General features: G+C 59.7%; 12 protein-coding genes and 2 tRNA genes. 5 read left to right on the top strand and 9 right to left on the bottom strand.

Features of this window, described 5'->3' with window-relative positions; all coding sequences use genetic code 11:
• From ABWV64_RS13045 to ABWV64_RS13030, 4 genes are all read right to left on the bottom strand, one after another.
• On the bottom strand, positions 1-3411 hold a 3411-nt coding region (locus ABWV64_RS13045; RefSeq protein WP_353345895.1), incomplete at its 3' end, for an Ig-like domain-containing protein.
• Positions 3412-4131: 720 nt separating this feature from the next.
• The gene (locus ABWV64_RS13040; protein ID WP_353345893.1) at positions 4132-4377 is read right to left on the bottom strand and encodes a hypothetical protein; all 246 of its coding nucleotides are present in this window, start codon (positions 4375-4377) and stop codon (positions 4132-4134) included.
• Between the two features lie 12 nt (positions 4378-4389).
• Positions 4390-4473, bottom strand: a tRNA-Leu gene (locus ABWV64_RS13035).
• Positions 4474-4563: 90 nt separating this feature from the next.
• Positions 4564-5817, bottom strand: a complete 1254-nt coding sequence (locus tag ABWV64_RS13030) for a flavin-dependent oxidoreductase (protein WP_353345891.1) — start codon at positions 5815-5817, stop codon at positions 4564-4566.
• A 258-nt stretch (positions 5818-6075) separates the two neighbouring features.
• Between ABWV64_RS13030 and ABWV64_RS13025 the strand changes: the two genes are divergently transcribed.
• Together ABWV64_RS13025 and ABWV64_RS13020 are read left to right on the top strand one after the other, a co-directional pair.
• Entirely contained in the window at positions 6076-6654 is a 579-nt protein-coding gene (locus ABWV64_RS13025) for a YqaA family protein (protein WP_353345965.1), read from the top strand.
• A 26-nt stretch (positions 6655-6680) separates the two neighbouring features.
• Complete coding sequence (locus ABWV64_RS13020) at positions 6681-7151, top strand: disulfide bond formation protein B (protein WP_353345889.1); 471 nt, start codon at positions 6681-6683, stop codon at positions 7149-7151.
• A 118-nt stretch (positions 7152-7269) separates the two neighbouring features.
• Here the strand turns inward: ABWV64_RS13020 and ABWV64_RS13015 are convergent, their stop codons facing one another.
• On the bottom strand, positions 7270-7545 hold the full coding sequence (locus ABWV64_RS13015) for an EF-hand domain-containing protein (protein ID WP_353345887.1): 276 nt from the start codon (positions 7543-7545) through the stop codon (positions 7270-7272).
• 65 nt (positions 7546-7610) lie between these two features.
• Here ABWV64_RS13015 and ABWV64_RS13010 point away from each other — a divergent pair, with 65 nt between their 5' ends.
• On the top strand, positions 7611-7733 hold the full coding sequence (locus tag ABWV64_RS13010; RefSeq protein WP_353345885.1) for a hypothetical protein: 123 nt from the start codon (positions 7611-7613) through the stop codon (positions 7731-7733).
• Between the two features lie 110 nt (positions 7734-7843).
• The gene (locus tag ABWV64_RS13005) at positions 7844-8449 is read left to right on the top strand and encodes an RNA polymerase sigma factor (RefSeq protein ID WP_353345883.1); all 606 of its coding nucleotides are present in this window, start codon (positions 7844-7846) and stop codon (positions 8447-8449) included.
• A 172-nt stretch (positions 8450-8621) separates the two neighbouring features.
• Here the strand turns inward: ABWV64_RS13005 and ABWV64_RS13000 are convergent, their stop codons facing one another.
• On the bottom strand, positions 8622-12317 hold the full coding sequence (locus ABWV64_RS13000) for a vitamin B12-dependent ribonucleotide reductase (protein WP_353345881.1): 3696 nt from the start codon (positions 12315-12317) through the stop codon (positions 8622-8624).
• Positions 12318-12998: 681 nt separating this feature from the next.
• Between ABWV64_RS13000 and ABWV64_RS12995 the strand changes: the two genes are divergently transcribed.
• The gene (locus ABWV64_RS12995; RefSeq protein ID WP_353345879.1) at positions 12999-13370 is read left to right on the top strand and encodes a hypothetical protein; all 372 of its coding nucleotides are present in this window, start codon (positions 12999-13001) and stop codon (positions 13368-13370) included.
• Positions 13371-13408: 38 nt separating this feature from the next.
• On the opposite strand, the gene ABWV64_RS12990 is transcribed toward ABWV64_RS12995, so the two are convergent.
• From ABWV64_RS12990 to ABWV64_RS12980, 3 genes are all read right to left on the bottom strand, one after another.
• Positions 13409-13485, bottom strand: a tRNA-Pro gene (locus ABWV64_RS12990).
• Positions 13486-13530: 45 nt separating this feature from the next.
• A complete protein-coding gene (locus tag ABWV64_RS12985) occupies positions 13531-13995 on the bottom strand; it encodes a DUF192 domain-containing protein (protein WP_353345963.1) in 465 nt (154 codons plus the stop codon).
• Between the two features lie 136 nt (positions 13996-14131).
• Complete coding sequence (locus ABWV64_RS12980; protein WP_353345877.1) at positions 14132-14668, bottom strand: cold-shock protein; 537 nt, start codon at positions 14666-14668, stop codon at positions 14132-14134.
• Positions 14669-14710 lie beyond the last annotated feature (42 nt).

Here is a 14710-nt window from a genome sequence, read left to right as displayed (position 1 = left end):
GTCATCGCCGTCCGCATCGGTGTCATTGCCAAGCACGTCGATGGTGACAGGTGTGTCCTCATCGGTGGTGGCCGCGTCATCTTCCGCGACCGGCGGGTCATTGACTTCGCCAACGTTTACAGTGACTTGCGCCGTATCCGTGCCGCCTTGACCGTCGTCGACCGTATAGGTGATCGTCGCCTCGCCGGTGAAATCAGGCGCGGGTTCAAAGGTGATCGTGCCATCGGGGTTGATGGTCACATCGCCGTCGGGCGATGTCGCCTCGGTGACGGTGAGCGGGTCGCCATCCACGTCGGTGTCATTGCCAAGCACATCGATGGTGACCGGCGTGTCTTCCTCGGTCGAGGCCACATCGTCATTGGCCACCGGATCGTCGTTGACGGGATTTACCGTCACGGTGACCTCTGCGGTGTCCGTGTTCCCCATACCGTCGTCGATGGTATAGGTGATGGTCGCTTCGCCGTTGAAGTTTTCGTCCGGTGTGAAGGTGATCGTGCCATCGGGATTGATGATCACATCGCCGTTGGGCGAGGTTGCTTCGATGACGTTGAAGGCGTCGCCTTCGATGTCGGTGTCATTGGCCATAACATCGATGATGACGGGCGTGTCTTCTTCGGTTGTCGCGGTATCGTCATTTGCGACGGGGCCTTGGTTTTCCGGCAAGATCAGGTTTTCGATCTCGGTGAAGGTCATCGTGCCGGTGACATTGCCGTCGCTGTCGAGGAATTCGACGGTGCCCGAGGTGGAATCGCCATCTGCATCAACGGTTTCGTTGATCACGCGCAGAGGGCCGCTATCCGACAGATCGAGCGTATCGTTGTCGTTGCCGCCGGTGCCGCCGTCGACCACATCGCCCGCGGTGCCGCCGTAGAATGTATCGGCGTCGTCGTTGCCTGACATGGTGTCGGCGCCTTCGCCGCCAAGGATCGAATCGTCGCCTTCGTTGCCGATGATCACGTCATCGCCTTCGCCGCCGACCAGCACATCATCGCCAGGCTCGGCGATGCAATCGTCGCCCGCTGCGATGGTGTTGAAGGCCACATCGGTGACCCAGATTTGTTGGTCGGTGTCTTCGCCGTTGTCGTAGTCGATCTCGACACGGGCCACGGGGCCAGCGATTTGCACGAGGACCGAGCCGATGGCGTCGGTTGGGTTGATGGTGCCGCCATCTTGGGCGGTCACGGTATTGCCCGACACGCTTTGACCGCCCGAGGGGGTCAGGGTCACATCAACGGCATTTCCGGCGGCGTCATAGGCGCGCACGGAGACGATATCGATATGGGGGTCGGAGTAGCTGCCCACATCCACGTCATTGAGACGGAAGGTGACATCGCTCGCGCCGTCGGCATAGAGCGGATCGGCGGAGTTAAAGGTCAGCGTGGTGATCGAGGTGTTGTCGATGCCGCCTTCGCCGCCTGCCCCGTAAAGCGCCATGCCGCCGTTGCCGGTCATCGGCTCGCCCGCCGCAACATATTGCGCGTCGGAATTGGGGCTGATGGTTGCGCCGTGGTCTTGGGCGTTAAAGCCGACAGTGACGTTCACGCCGCCAGCGTCGATCACGGTGCCGTTGCTGATGCTGCCGACGCTGTTCCAATCGAGGATTTTCGCATCGACCGAGCCGACAGGGCCAGAGACGATATCGCCATCGCCGACGAGCGTGTCGTTGCCCGCGCCGCCGATGAGCAGATCGTCGCCCGCTTCGCCGTAAAGCGCATCATCGCCGTCGCCGCCGTCGAGCGTATCATTGCCTGCGTTGCAATCGTCGCCCTCGCCCGCGACAGGCGCGTCAAAGAACACATCGGTGATGTTGATGCCGCTGTCATCATAGCCGGTTTGGGTATGGGTGATCACCAGATTGGCCACAGGCCCCGCGATGTTCACAAGGATCGAATGCGCCGGATCGGTATCCGCGCCCGAGCCGCCGTTGCTGTTGGCGGTCTCATTGCCGCCCGCGCCGTCTTCGTCGGTCAAGGTCACGCCGGAGCCGCCGGTGATGTTCACATCCAGCAAGTTGCCCGCTGCGTCGTAGGCTTTGATGACCACTTCACTGTCGAAGTCGATGTCATTGACGCGGAAGGAAATATCGCTCACCGGAGCCGAGAAGGCCAATTGGTAATCGATGCATTCGTTCTTGTGATCCAATTCCGAGCTGAGCGACGAATTGCCGTCGATGGTTTCGGAGCCGGTGTCGATCGAATGGACCTTTTGCTGGTCGGTCGAGAAGGTGGTCTCGGGGCTGTAATTGCTGCCGATCACCGAGAAGGTGACATCGACACTGCCGGTGTTTTGGGTGAAACCGCTCAGGGCATCGCCGTTATCGATCGGGCCGGAGGCATGATAGCCCGTGTCGGGTGCCAGATCCCATTCAAAGCTTTCGCGGACCGAAGCGCCCGCGCCGCCGGTCGAACCGGTCAAAGAGCTGTCGCCATAGATCACATCATCGCCTGCGCCACCCGAAACGGAATCGTCGCCGCCGCCTGCATAGACCTCATCGTCGCCTTCGCCGGCCAGAACGGTGTCATTGCCGTCGCCTGCGGTGACGATATCGTCTTGCGGCGCTTCACCCGGCAAAAGCGCATCGTTGTTGTCGATCATGTCGCCATCGGGATCGCCCGTATAGGCCACGTCGATCAGGTCATCGCCATCTGTGCCTTCGACGATACCGTCGCCACCGTTGACCACATCTTTGTCAAAGATCGCGACATAGTTGATGTCACCTTTGAAATAGTGGTCGTATTGGCCGTCGTCATATTCGCGCGCGCCGAAGGTGAAATTCTCGTCGTCATTGTCGCCAATGGCCATATCGAGACCGGTGGTCGCGAAGTCTTGGCTGAAGGTTGTGCCGTCGGTGACATTTTCGACGACAAAGGTGCCGCCGGTGGTTTCGTCCCACGAATAGGCCACGCGCACGTCGTCGCCAGCAGCAAAGAAATGGTCAGCGGTGGAGAGCAACACCTCTTTGCCATTTGCATAATGCATCACTTCGACGGCGCCCGATTGGGTCACCTGAATGTTGAAATAGCCTTCGGTGCTGCGGTCACACCATTCGCCGCGGTTGACCAGCGTATCGGGGCTGGTTCCGACATGGGAGCTTTGGGTAAACTCGACCATGATCGTGCCGGCATTCAAATCGAAGGGGGCGTCTTCGCCGCGCACGTCGAAACGGTCGTCGTGGCCATCAAGGCGCAGCGCGCCGTTCTGGATGCTCGCACCGCAGTAAAGCTCGCCATTTTGGGCAATGCCATCGGCCAGACCGGTGTCGAGCTTTTCAGCGCCGCCCGAAAAATCCCACAGCCCGATCAGATTTTCCGCATTCGGTGCGTCGAAATCATTGTCGGACGTGTCCACCGGATCGCTACCACCGTGGTGATGATGATAGTCGTGATCGTGCCAAAGCCACCAAAAAGTCATTGCTCTCTCTCCATTCCCAAGCTCGCAAACCGCGTCTCGGATCCCCTTTCGGGGCAATACAAACAAACCTAGCCAAGGCGCGATGCTGCAGCCGGACGACCGCACGATGATCACGCATTCGCGCCGTATTTGGGGAAAGAAGCAGGCACCTTTAAGGCGCGTGACAATTCTCAAGAGGACGCACGGCACCGCAGCCCACGTCTTCCGCAAATTGTTATGTGGTCCACCTCGCCGAAACGGCAAGACATAGCGGACGCACACTTCGATCCCCATGCAGCAGCGCATGGATCATTAAGTGCAGCCGCCCCCGTGGCCTCAGACATCGCCCCCCAGTTGGGCACCCTTGTTGTATCTGGCGCCTATGCCCACTCAAAGGGGAAAATCCTCCAATGGTGAGCGCTGCCTTCATCTTCCCTACCCGAACCTTACCCAAAGTCAGCAAAGCCGCCCCATAGTCGGGTCACTTTGTTTCGAGTTCATGGACCTGTCACATTGCGGATATTGCCCTGTAAACAAGGCGCTCCAGCCATTCGAGAGGCTTGGCGCGGCCCTCAACACGCCGCGGGACTGTTTCTCATTGGGAAACACCGATGCAATTTGACCGAAGGCCGCGGAAATTTCACAATTGGTTAAGCATAAGGCATCCAGTATTTCCAGATCGGAACCAAAGCCGAGTTATCCACAGGATTTGCCGAAAACCGTGGAATATCGCGCCACAATTTAACGAATCATTTTACCTAAATGCAGGCCATCGACCGAGCGATAGCGCGCTTCGGCGGACGCGTTGACCACAGCGCCAAATACCGGCGCAGAGCGGCGAAATATGCGAAAACCTGATTGTTTTTGATCCGCGCCTCGGCATTGGGATGCCGCAAGACCGAAACTGGCCGCCTCAATGCTTACGCGATTTCGCCGCCATTCGGGCGGCAGGGCCTGCAAAGCGCAGACCAGATCCAAAAGGACCAAAAAAGGGGCTGCTGGTACCCAAGGCCGGACTCGAACCGGCACGCCTCGCGGCGGGGGATTTTGAATCCCCTGCGTCTACCATTCCGCCACTTGGGCAGCCTGCGGGGGGTTTAACGCGCCCCGTGCGCGGCGAAAAGAGCAAAAATGCGCAAAAGTGAAGTTTCCCGCCTTAAATTTTTGCAAATCCTAAAGCGGCACCAAGGAACCACGGGCATTCAACCCCTCGATATCCATACCCGCCATCTTTTTATAGGCTCCGGCGACCTCTTCCAATTCGGCTTGGCTCATCACATCCGTGACGGTATCGAACCCCTGCGGGGCCTTTTCGGCGACGATATCAAGCACCTTATCGGGCCCGTCCCCGCGATTGGCCAGAACCAGAGCATTCACCGTCTCGCGGCGCAGATCGTCATAACGCGCCAAGGCCGCAGGTCCCTGCCCCAGATCACGCAACTCGCGCGCCAGAACGCGCCCGTCCAGCACCGCTTGGCTCGCGCCGTTCGATCCGATCGGATACATCGCATGGGCCGCATCGCCCAAAAGCGTCATCCGCCCGTGCGTCCAGCGCGGCAAAGGATTGCGGTCCACCATCGGATATTCCCACACGCCTTTGGCCTCGCGGATGATTTCGGGCACGTTCAGCCAATCGAAATCCATCCCCTCGAAATCACCGATGAAATCATCCAGCGATCCGCCGCGGTTCCAATCCTGCTCGCGCCAATTGTAATCCGCTGGCATCTGGCGGTCGGCGATCCAGTTGATCAAACAGGTGCCATCCCCGTAATCCTCGATCGGGTAGCAGACAAATTTCGCCGCCCGCCGTCCGATCATCGCCATGGTGCGGCCGGTGGCATAACTCGGCGCGCGGGTGATCCCGCGCCACATCATCACCCCGCCCCAATGCGCCGCGCCCTCATCGGGATAGAGCTTGGCGCGGGCGACCGAATTGATCCCGTCGGCGGCGACAAGAAGGCTGCCCTGCGCGGTGCCTTTGGACGCGTTGGTTTCGCGGTCGATCAGATCGATCTCGATCCCTCCGGCCGTCTCGCGCCAATCGTGGAGGGCGGCGCCCATCACCACGGCCTGCGCCCCCGCGCGTTTGATCAGCGTATCATAGAGCATCATTTGCAACTTGCCGCGGTGGATCGAATATTGCGGCCAGTTGTAGCCCGCCAACATGCCGCGCGGCTCGCGCCAGATCTCGCCGCCCTGCGCGCTGTAATAGCCGACCTCTTCGGTGCGCAAGCCCATGGCGTCGATCTCGGCTTCGAGGCCCAATTCGTAAATCTCGCGCACGGCGTGGGGTTGCAAATTGATCCCCACTCCCATCGGGCGCAGCGCAGGTACCGCTTCGAAAATCTGGAACGCTATGCCCAATTGATAAAGCGAATGGCCCAAAACCAATCCGCCGATCCCCGCGCCCGCGATCAATACCGTCATGTCCTGCCGTCTCCCCCGACCATACCCTACGCCTGTGCGGCTTCCAAAGCCGCAGTTAATGTACAGAGCACACCATTTGCCGCAAGCCGTTTCGCCGCGCTTGCGCAATTTACGCTACGCTGCGTGCCTCATCATCCGCGCCCATCCACGCGCCGCCCGAAGTGCAAGCGCCGAAATCAGGCCCGCCGCCCCTTGACCTTCGCCCTCTGCCTATGCGCTAAGGTGGCGGATAAACACTCGCGCAAAGGCAGCTTTACCATGATCAAACGGCTTTACGATTGGACCCTCGCCATGGCTGATCACCCGCGCGCGATCTGGGTGCTGGCCTTGGTGGCTTTTGTGGAAAGCTCGGTTTTCCCGATCCCGCCCGATGTTTTGATGATCCCGATGATCTTGGCCGCACCCCATCGGGCGTGGAAAATCGCCGGTGTGGCGCTTTTGGCCTCTGTGGCGGGCGGCGTTCTGGGCTATGCCATCGGGGCCTTTGCCTATGAGACCATCGGACAACCGATCCTTGCCGCCATGGGCAAGGCCGACGCGATGGAGGCCTTCAACACCCGCTTTAACGACTTTGGCTTCTGGGCCGTGTTGGCCGCGGGGGTCACACCCTTCCCCTATAAGGTCATCACGATCATGTCAGGCTGGACGGCTATGCCCTTTGCCACGTTTATGGCAACGTCGGTTCTGGCGCGCGGGTTGCGGTTCTTTATCGTCGCGGCGCTTTTGTATAAATACGGCGCGCCGGTGCGCGAGTTTATCGAGAAGCGATTGGGGCTGATGTTCACCTTGTTCTTGATCTGCTTCTTTGGCGGATTTTACGCGCTCAAATTCCTCTGACCGGCCACGATCCACAGGAGCATCCGATGTTAGCTTTACGCCGCAACCAATTGATATTCCTTGCTGCTGCGGGATCGGCCGCGCTGATGATCGGGGCCTTGGGGTTTCAATATATCGGGCAGATGCCGCCGTGTAAGCTGTGCTATTGGCAGCGTTATCCGCATGTGGCGGCGATTGTGATCGGAGGTCTGGGCCTGATAATATCGGGCCGGTTCTTGCCAGCTTTGGGCGCTTTGGCGGCGCTGGCGACGGGCGTGATCGGGGTGTACCACACCGGCGTCGAGCGCGCGTGGTGGGAGGGGCCGTCCACCTGCACATCCTCGGGCGCGGCGGGCAAAACCGCGAGCGAGCTTTTCGATGAAATCATGGCTGCACCGCTGATCCGCTGCGACGAGGTGCCATGGGAGATGTTCGGCCTGTCGATGGCCAGCTGGAACGCGGTGATCGCCTTTGGGCTTGCGGCCCTATGGGTGATGGCGGCGCGCAGAACGGATTAATTTCGCCGCGCAAATTCCTGTTTAAAAATGCAAAAAGCCCCGCGCAGACATGCGCGAGGCCCTTTTCGAAGACCCCGATGACATCAGGGGATGATGAAGGGTCTTCAGATGGCTTGGATCAATCCGCCATCGGCGCGGGCAAAATGCCGGCCTCTTGCGCGGCAACCATTTCGGCATCATCCAAGGCGCCGTCCTTGTTCTCGTCAGCGGCCGAGAAGCTGTCGGCGGTCACCTCTTCAAACACCGCTTGGACCTCATCAAGGGTCATCACGCCGTCGCCATTGGCGTCGATCTCGGAGGCGTCTTGCGCCTGTGCCAAAGAGGGCAAAGCCAGCGCGCCCATCGCGGCCAGAGCGAGGGTTGCCATGCGGGTGGTTTCCATCAGGTTTTTCATATCAAAATCCTCATCGTCATTTCACATATGCCCGCGCGCCTCATGCGGCGGACCAAGGCGCCGTTATGGCCGCCTTCACCCTTGCAGGACGCGGCAAATCGGATTTGCGTCCCGCATGGATCGTAGAATTTTCAAACCCGCGAAGCCTCGCCGATCCGGCGCGCCGCAATGGGCAACTTGCCGCCTAAAACCGCCTGTTTTCGAGGGTTTGGCGGGATCGGCGGAAAGGCCCCATCTTCTCAACGCGCATCCTTTGGCGCATCTGTTTGCCTATACGGCATGACAGGAGGGCCGAGAGATGACAGCAGTGATTTCGAAACCGACAAAACACAAACACCCCGCAACACCCCCCTATAAAGAAGCCTGCCCGACGGTGCGCAACCTGCCCGCAGAGCTGACCGCGTTGATGCCCGATCTGGAGCGGTTGGCGCGGCGGCTGAGCGCCTCACCGGATCAGGCGCAGGACCTGTGCCAAGAGACGGCTTTGCGGCTTTGGGCGCGGATCAGCCAGGGCGCCGAGATCGGCGATCTTGGCCCCTATGCGCGCTCTGCCCTGCGCAACGGGCTGCGCAGCCACGGGCGCGCCCTGCGCCCCGACCAGCGCCGCACCGACGGTGACAGCGCGCCCATCAGCCCCGATATGATCCCCTGCCCGCCAGAGGCCTTTCGCAGCCTTGCCTGCGCCGAGGTGCGCGCCGCGATGGAGCGCCTGCCGCCTGAACAGGCCGAGGTCTTGCGCCTGATCGCTGCGGGCGAAAGCAGCCCTGCGGCGCTGGCGGCGCAGCTTGGCCTGCCCAAAAACACGGTGATGTCGCGGCTGGCGCGGGGGCGCTCGGCGCTGCGCCGCGCGCTTGATCTGGCGCCCGATGCGCCTGTGACGGCGCTTTTTGCCGAGCAAGACTAACGCCGCGCGCCCGATGCACCCGATGCGGCCGATGCGCAGCGCCCAAATAAAAATGGGGGGCCAAAAGGCCCCCCAGTTTCGCCGTTCAGGCTCAATCGTTGTTACCGCTCGGAATGTTTTTTGCCTGCGGCCTGAACGTCGTCAGGGGCGAGCGCACCCGCCCCATGAACCCTTAAGAGCAACCAGAGGTCCCTCCGCAGGTATTACATTTCATGCAAGTGCCGTTGCGCACGAGGGTGTAGTTGCCGCAATCGCCGCAGGCCTCGCCCTCATAACCTTGCATCTTTGCCTTGGTGCGCGCATCCATCTGCCCGCTGGACGAGGCCACCGTGCCGCTCGACACCGCCGTCGTGGCGCCCATGGTTGCCACGACGCCCGACATGGCGCCGGTTTCGGGCACCAGACTGTTGAGGGCTGCGACCGGATCGACGGCCCCGTCCAAAGCAGTGGCCCCCATATGTTGGCCGCCCTGAAGCACTACCAATTCTTGCGGCAAACGTTTGCGCAGATAGCCGGTCGAGGAGATTTGCTTGAGCACTTCAAGCGAGCGGTTCGCGGCGGTTTCGCTCATCTCTTTGACGTTGCTCACGCCCTCTTCCTCGCCGCGGCCCAGATCGTCAAAGGACGCGCCAGAGGGTTTGACATGCGCCAGATCGGTGCGATCGAGATAGGAGACCGCCAGTTCGCGGAAGATGTAATCAAGGATCGAAGTGGCGTTCTTGATGCTGTCATTGCCTTGCACCATGCCCGCAGGCTCGAATTTGGTGAAGGTGAAGGCATCGACGAATTCCTCCAGCGGCACGCCGTATTGCAGACCGACCGACACCGCGATGGCAAAGTTGTTCATCATCGCACGGAAGCCCGCGCCTTCCTTGTGCATGTCGATGAAGATCTCGCCCAATTGGCCGCCTTCATATTCGCCGGTGCGCAAATACACCTTGTGCCCGCCGACAACCGCCTTTTGCGTATAGCCCTTGCGGCGCTCGGGCAATTTCTCACGGCCACGCGCCACTTCCTTGACGATGACTTTCTCGACGATCTTCTCGGCCAGAACAGCGGCTTTTTCCTGAATGGATCCACTTTCGAGCACTTCGAGCGCTTCGTCGTCATCCTCGACGAGGGCGGCGGCCAAAGGCTGGCTCAACTTCGAGCCATCGCGGTAGAGCGCATTGGCCTTGATGCCCAAGGACCAGCTGAGCTCATAGGCTTTTTGGCAATCCTCGATGGTGGCGTCATTGGCCATGTTGATGGTCTTGGAAATCGCGCCCGAGATAAAGGATTGCGCGGCGGCCATCATGGTGATGTGGCTGTTGACCGACAAATAGCGCGTGCCTTTTTTCCCGCACGGATTGGCGCAATCAAAGATACCGTAGTGTTCGGGCTTCAGATGCGGCGCGCCTTCAAGGGTCATGGTGCCGCAGACATGGTCATTGGCCGCGTCCACGTCGGATTTGGTAAATCCGAGATGGGCCAGCAAATCAAAGCCCGCATCGTTGAGCTTGGCTTCGGGGATGCCCAGAACATTGGTGCAGAATTCCGCGCCAAGGGTCCATTGGTTGAAGACAAAGCGGATATCAAAGGCCGTGGCCAGCGCCGCTTCGATCTTTTCGATCTCGTTGGAGCCAAACCCGTGGCCGATCAGCGAGGTATGGTTGATCCCCGGCGCATTGCCGAGCGATCCGTGACCCACCGCGTAAGAGATGATCTCTTCGATCTGCGCCGAGCCATAGCCTTGTTTTTCAAGGGCCGCAGGCACCGATTGGTTGATGATCTTGAAATATCCGCCGCCCGCGAGCTTTTTGAATTTCACGAGAGCGAAATCCGGCTCGATGCCCGTGGTGTCGCAATCCATGACCAAACCGATGGTGCCCGTGGGGGCGATCACCGAAACCTGCGCATTGCGGTATCCGTGCTCTGTGCCCAGTTCCAGCGCCTCGTCCCATGCGGACATCGCCAGATCGACCAGTCGCGCATCGGGGCAATTGGCGTGATCCAGCGCAACAGGCTTGATCTCGAGGTTTTCATAGCCGTCGGTCGCGCCGTAAGCGGCGTTGCGGTGGTTGCGGATGACGCGCAGCATGTGCTTGGCGTTCTTGGAGTATTTCGGGAAAGCGCCCAATTCGCCCGCCATTTCGGCGGATGTGGCATAGGAGACGCCCGTCATGATCGCGGTCAAGGCACCGCAAAGCGCGCGGCCCTCGTCGCTGTCATAGCTATAGCCCATGTTCATCAAGAGGCCGCCGATATTGGCATAGCCCAGACCCAGCGTGCGGAAGTCATAGGAGCGCTGCGCGATTTCCTTGGAGGGGAACTGCGCCATCAGAACCGAGATTTCCAAGGTCACGGTCCACAGGCGGGTGGCGTGCATGTAATCTTCGGCTTGGAATTCGCCATCCTTGAGGAAGGTCAGCAGGTTCATCGAGGCAAGGTTACAGGCCGTGTCATCGAGGAACATATATTCCGAACAAGGGTTCGAGCCGCGAATTTCGCCATCTGCGGGGCATGTGTGCCATGCGTTGACGGTGTCGTGATACTGGATGCCCGGATCGGCGCAGGCCCATGCGGCATGGCCGATGTCTTCCCACAGATCGCGCGCCTTGATGGTTTTGGCGACCGACCCGTCGGTGCGGCGGATCAATTCCCAATCGCCATCGTCCTTGACGGCCTTGAGGAAGGCATCGGTGACGCGGACCGAGTTGTTGGAGTTTTGACCCGAGACCGAGGCATAGGCTTCGCTGTCCCAATCGGTGTCATAGGTCGGGAATTCGATCGAGCCATAGCCTTGCTTGGCGTAATCGAGCACGCGCTTGACGTAAGTCTCTGGGATGCAGACCTTTTTCGCGCCGCGAATGGCGTCTTTGAGCTGCGGGTTTTTCTTGGGGTCGACGCTGTCTTCGGTCGATCCGTCCCATGCTTTGATCGCGTCAAAGATCAGGTTGAGCTTTTGCTCGTGCATCTTCGATCCGGCAACGATCGAGGCGACCTTTTGCTCTTCTTTGACCTTCCAGTTGATATATTCCTGAATATCGGGGTGGTCCGCATCGACGATCACCATTTTCGCGGCGCGGCGCGTGGTGCCGCCCGATTTGATCGCGCCCGCCGCGCGGTCACCGATTTTCAAAAAGCCCATCAGCCCCGAAGATTTGCCGCCGCCCGACAGGCTCTCGCCATCGGCGCGCAAGGACGAGAAGTTGGTGCCGGTGCCCGATCCGTATTTGAACAGGCGCGCCTCGCGCACCCAAAGATCCATAATGCCGCCATCGCCAACAAGGTCATCGGAGACCGATTGGATAAAGCAGGCATGCGGCTGCGGATGCTCATAGGAGGATTTCGATTTGGTCAGCTTTTTGCTTTCGAAATCAACGTAGTAGTGGCCTTGTGCCGGACCGTCTATGCCGTAGGCCCAGTGCAGGCCGGTGTTGAACCATTGCGGCGAATTGGGCGCGGCGCGCTGTGTCGCGAGCATAAAGCGCATTTCGTCGAAATAGGCTTTCGCGTCTTCTTCGGTGGTGAAATAGCCACCCTTCCATCCCCAATAGGTCCATGCCCCAGCAAGGCGGTCAAAGACTTGTTTGGAGGAAATCTCGCCGCCCATTTCGGCGCCGGCGTCGGGTTCGGAGCGCCACAGGAATTCCGGAACGCCGCTCTCTTTGACCTTGCGCAAACGGCTGGGCACGCCGGCTTTGCGGAAATACTTCTGGGCAATCACATCAGAGGCGACTTGGCTCCACGTCGAAGGCACCTCGACACCGTCGAGTTTGAAGACGACCGAACCGTCCGGATTGCGGATTTCAGATACCGTTTTGACGAAATCCAGACCGGCATAGGCATCGGTTCCGGCTTTGGTGAATTTTCTTTCAATCTTCATTATATGTGCCGCCTCATCTTCAGCAATTCCCGTTCCCCGCAAAGCACGCGCATCCCCTGCGCCCCTCGCATTGCTGCTGTCTGTGGAAGACTGTAGGCAAAGGCTTTCCGGTCGGGCCCCATTGCAATATGGAGCCTGATTGCAGCCAGCTAGTGCCGGATGTGTGCGAAGTCCCTGTCCCAGTCCGATCTGCGCCGCCACTATATCTTGTGGTCCGCCAGTCAGCTTCCACAATCTGACGTATATCAGCATAGAGGGTCAACGGATTTTTTACCACGTTCGGCCAAAAAACCCCATTGACGCGATCATTGGCTGATCGTCGATTTGGACGCAGGTGATTCATCCCCTGCATTACCCCCCGCTTTATCCACATCGCGCCGCGCAACCTTGGGTGGCGAAATCCTGTTGTATCGGGCGGGCTTATGCGGCACGTTTAACCAAATGCGTGAAGTTGTGCTCAGGCTGGCGCCGCGCCGCACGACACGCCCGCGATGATGGGTGCATTTTTTTTGCTCACTCGGTCCGGATACGGGCCTGATATGGAAAATCTCCCTGCCCATGCGTCTTTTGCGATTCTTTTCTCTGCTCGCCCTGCCCCTTGCCACGGCTTGTGTGGAGCCGAGCAGTTCATCACAACATATAGACGCGAAACCCACGGCGGCATTCGTTGATGCCACGGGCATGCCTACGGTGCGGGCGCGCTATGCAGCCTATCCTGCGCTGCTGATGACGGCGGTCGGCAGGGCCTGCAGCGATCCGGCAGAAAAGCTGATCCGGCGCAGCAAGAACTGGCTCGATTGCCAAAGCTACCTGCCGCCCGATGCGACCGCCGCGCTGATCTTGCAATATGATGGCGTCATCGAGGATTTGCCGACGCTGCTGATCTCGTTCCGGCTCTATCCCAAGGGCGGCGGCGCCTATGAGCTGCACCAACAAGCCTATGCCGTGGTGCCGCAGCGCGGCGGTGGCAAAATCAGGATCGCCCAACCCAGCGCCGCGACCGACGCCAAGATGCGCAAGCTGATCCTCAAAAGCGGCGGCGTGCCGTTTTGATCAAACGCGCAAGGCCCGTGATACCAGTGGGAGATTTATGGTCGGGACGGTAAGATTCGAACTTACGACCCCCTGTACCCAAAACAGGTGCGCTACCAGGCTGCGCTACGCCCCGATCCATGAGGCACCGTCTAGAGTGTTGCTACCGATTTGAAAAGCCTCAATCGACGTTTTTGCAGGGCCAAATTGCCTGCCCTGCCGCAAAAGACGGGTGGCGCATCTGCGCACCGGCTTCGATCCCCAAGATTTGCGCCATTCCGCCATTGATTTCAAGCACCGCGCGGATACCGCGGCCGCCGTCAATCGGGGTGAGATCGTGGGGGATCGCATTGGAATGCACGCTCTTCACCACGCCGCGCGCATCTAGAAAGATCATATCGAGCGCGATCAGCGTGTTCTTCATCCAGAAGGTCGCGTGGGTGTCGCGCGGATAGACAAAAAGCATGCCCGCGCTTTTGGGCAGGCTCTCGCGCATCATCAATCCGCGGGCGCGTTCGGCCTCGGTCGCGGCAAGTTCTACGGTAAAGCGCGCGGTGCCGAAGGGGCCGCGCAAATAGACCGTATCATTGCGGCAACTCTCGGGCGCGCGGGCCAAGCTGGCCGCGGGCAGTGCCGTGATCAACATGCCAGAAACGAGCACGAGAATTGAAAGGAACTTCACCGGCGGCAAGACCGATGCGCGAAAGTCGAAGCGGCGGCGGCGCAGGGCGAAGAGATGTGGTATCATCGCCCCTATCGCCGCGCGCCGCCGCCCCATTCGATCAGTCCTCGGCCTTCTTTAAGGCTGCTTCCCATGCGCAAACCTCGGCGGCCATACGGCCACGTTTGCCGTCGATCACCCGAATGGCCAATGCTTCGCCAGGTTGCAGATCGGCAAGGCCCGAGCGGCGCAAAACCTCGATATGGACGAAGACATCCTCATCGCGGCCAAACACATTGGCAAAGCCGAAACCTTTGGCCTTGCCGAACCATTTCACACGCGCAGGTTCCAGCGGTGCATTCCGGATCACTTCGGGATCAATATCGTCGAAATCGGCAAGGCTTCCGCCTTCGATCCCCTCTGGCGGATCAATGCGCAACACCTCGACGGCTTGAACACCGCGCTCGGTATCTTGCGCGATAATCGCAATACGGGCGCCATCGGCAACGGAGCTTTGTCCGAAGTTCCGAAGCACATTTGCATGAAGCAAAATATCTGGCCCGCCTTCATCGGCGATTACAAACCCAAATCCCTTTACGGGATCAAACCATTTCACCTGACCGTCCACTTTGCGGGTGCTGTCATTTAGTTCTGTCACTGTTCGCTACCCACCGGTTCTAACTCTACAGGCTGTTCCACT

Source organism: Litorivita sp. NS0012-18, from assembly GCF_040371945.1.
Classification (GTDB): domain Bacteria; phylum Pseudomonadota; class Alphaproteobacteria; order Rhodobacterales; family Rhodobacteraceae; genus Litorivita.
This window is presented reverse-complemented; position numbering and strand designations above follow the sequence as displayed.

Excerpts from the sequence above, each read along its gene's own strand:
- ABWV64_RS12995 (WP_353345879.1), top strand. The coding sequence starts at position 12,999 with ATGCCTACGGTGCGGGCGCGCTATGCAGCCTATCCTGCGCTGCTGATG.
- ABWV64_RS13000 (WP_353345881.1), bottom strand. The coding sequence starts at position 12,317 with ATGAAGATTGAAAGAAAATTCACCAAAGCCGGAACCGATGCCTATGCC.
- ABWV64_RS13030 (WP_353345891.1), bottom strand. The coding sequence starts at position 5,817 with ATGACGGTATTGATCGCGGGCGCGGGGATCGGCGGATTGGTTTTGGGC.
- ABWV64_RS13015 (WP_353345887.1), bottom strand. The coding sequence starts at position 7,545 with ATGAAAAACCTGATGGAAACCACCCGCATGGCAACCCTCGCTCTGGCC.
- ABWV64_RS13025 (WP_353345965.1), top strand. The coding sequence starts at position 6,076 with ATGATCAAACGGCTTTACGATTGGACCCTCGCCATGGCTGATCACCCG.
- ABWV64_RS13020 (WP_353345889.1), top strand. The coding sequence starts at position 6,681 with ATGTTAGCTTTACGCCGCAACCAATTGATATTCCTTGCTGCTGCGGGA.
- ABWV64_RS13010 (WP_353345885.1), top strand. The coding sequence starts at position 7,611 with ATGGCCGCCTTCACCCTTGCAGGACGCGGCAAATCGGATTTGCGTCCC.
- ABWV64_RS12985 (WP_353345963.1), bottom strand. The coding sequence starts at position 13,995 with ATGTTGATCACGGCACTGCCCGCGGCCAGCTTGGCCCGCGCGCCCGAG.
- ABWV64_RS13005 (WP_353345883.1), top strand. The coding sequence starts at position 7,844 with ATGACAGCAGTGATTTCGAAACCGACAAAACACAAACACCCCGCAACA.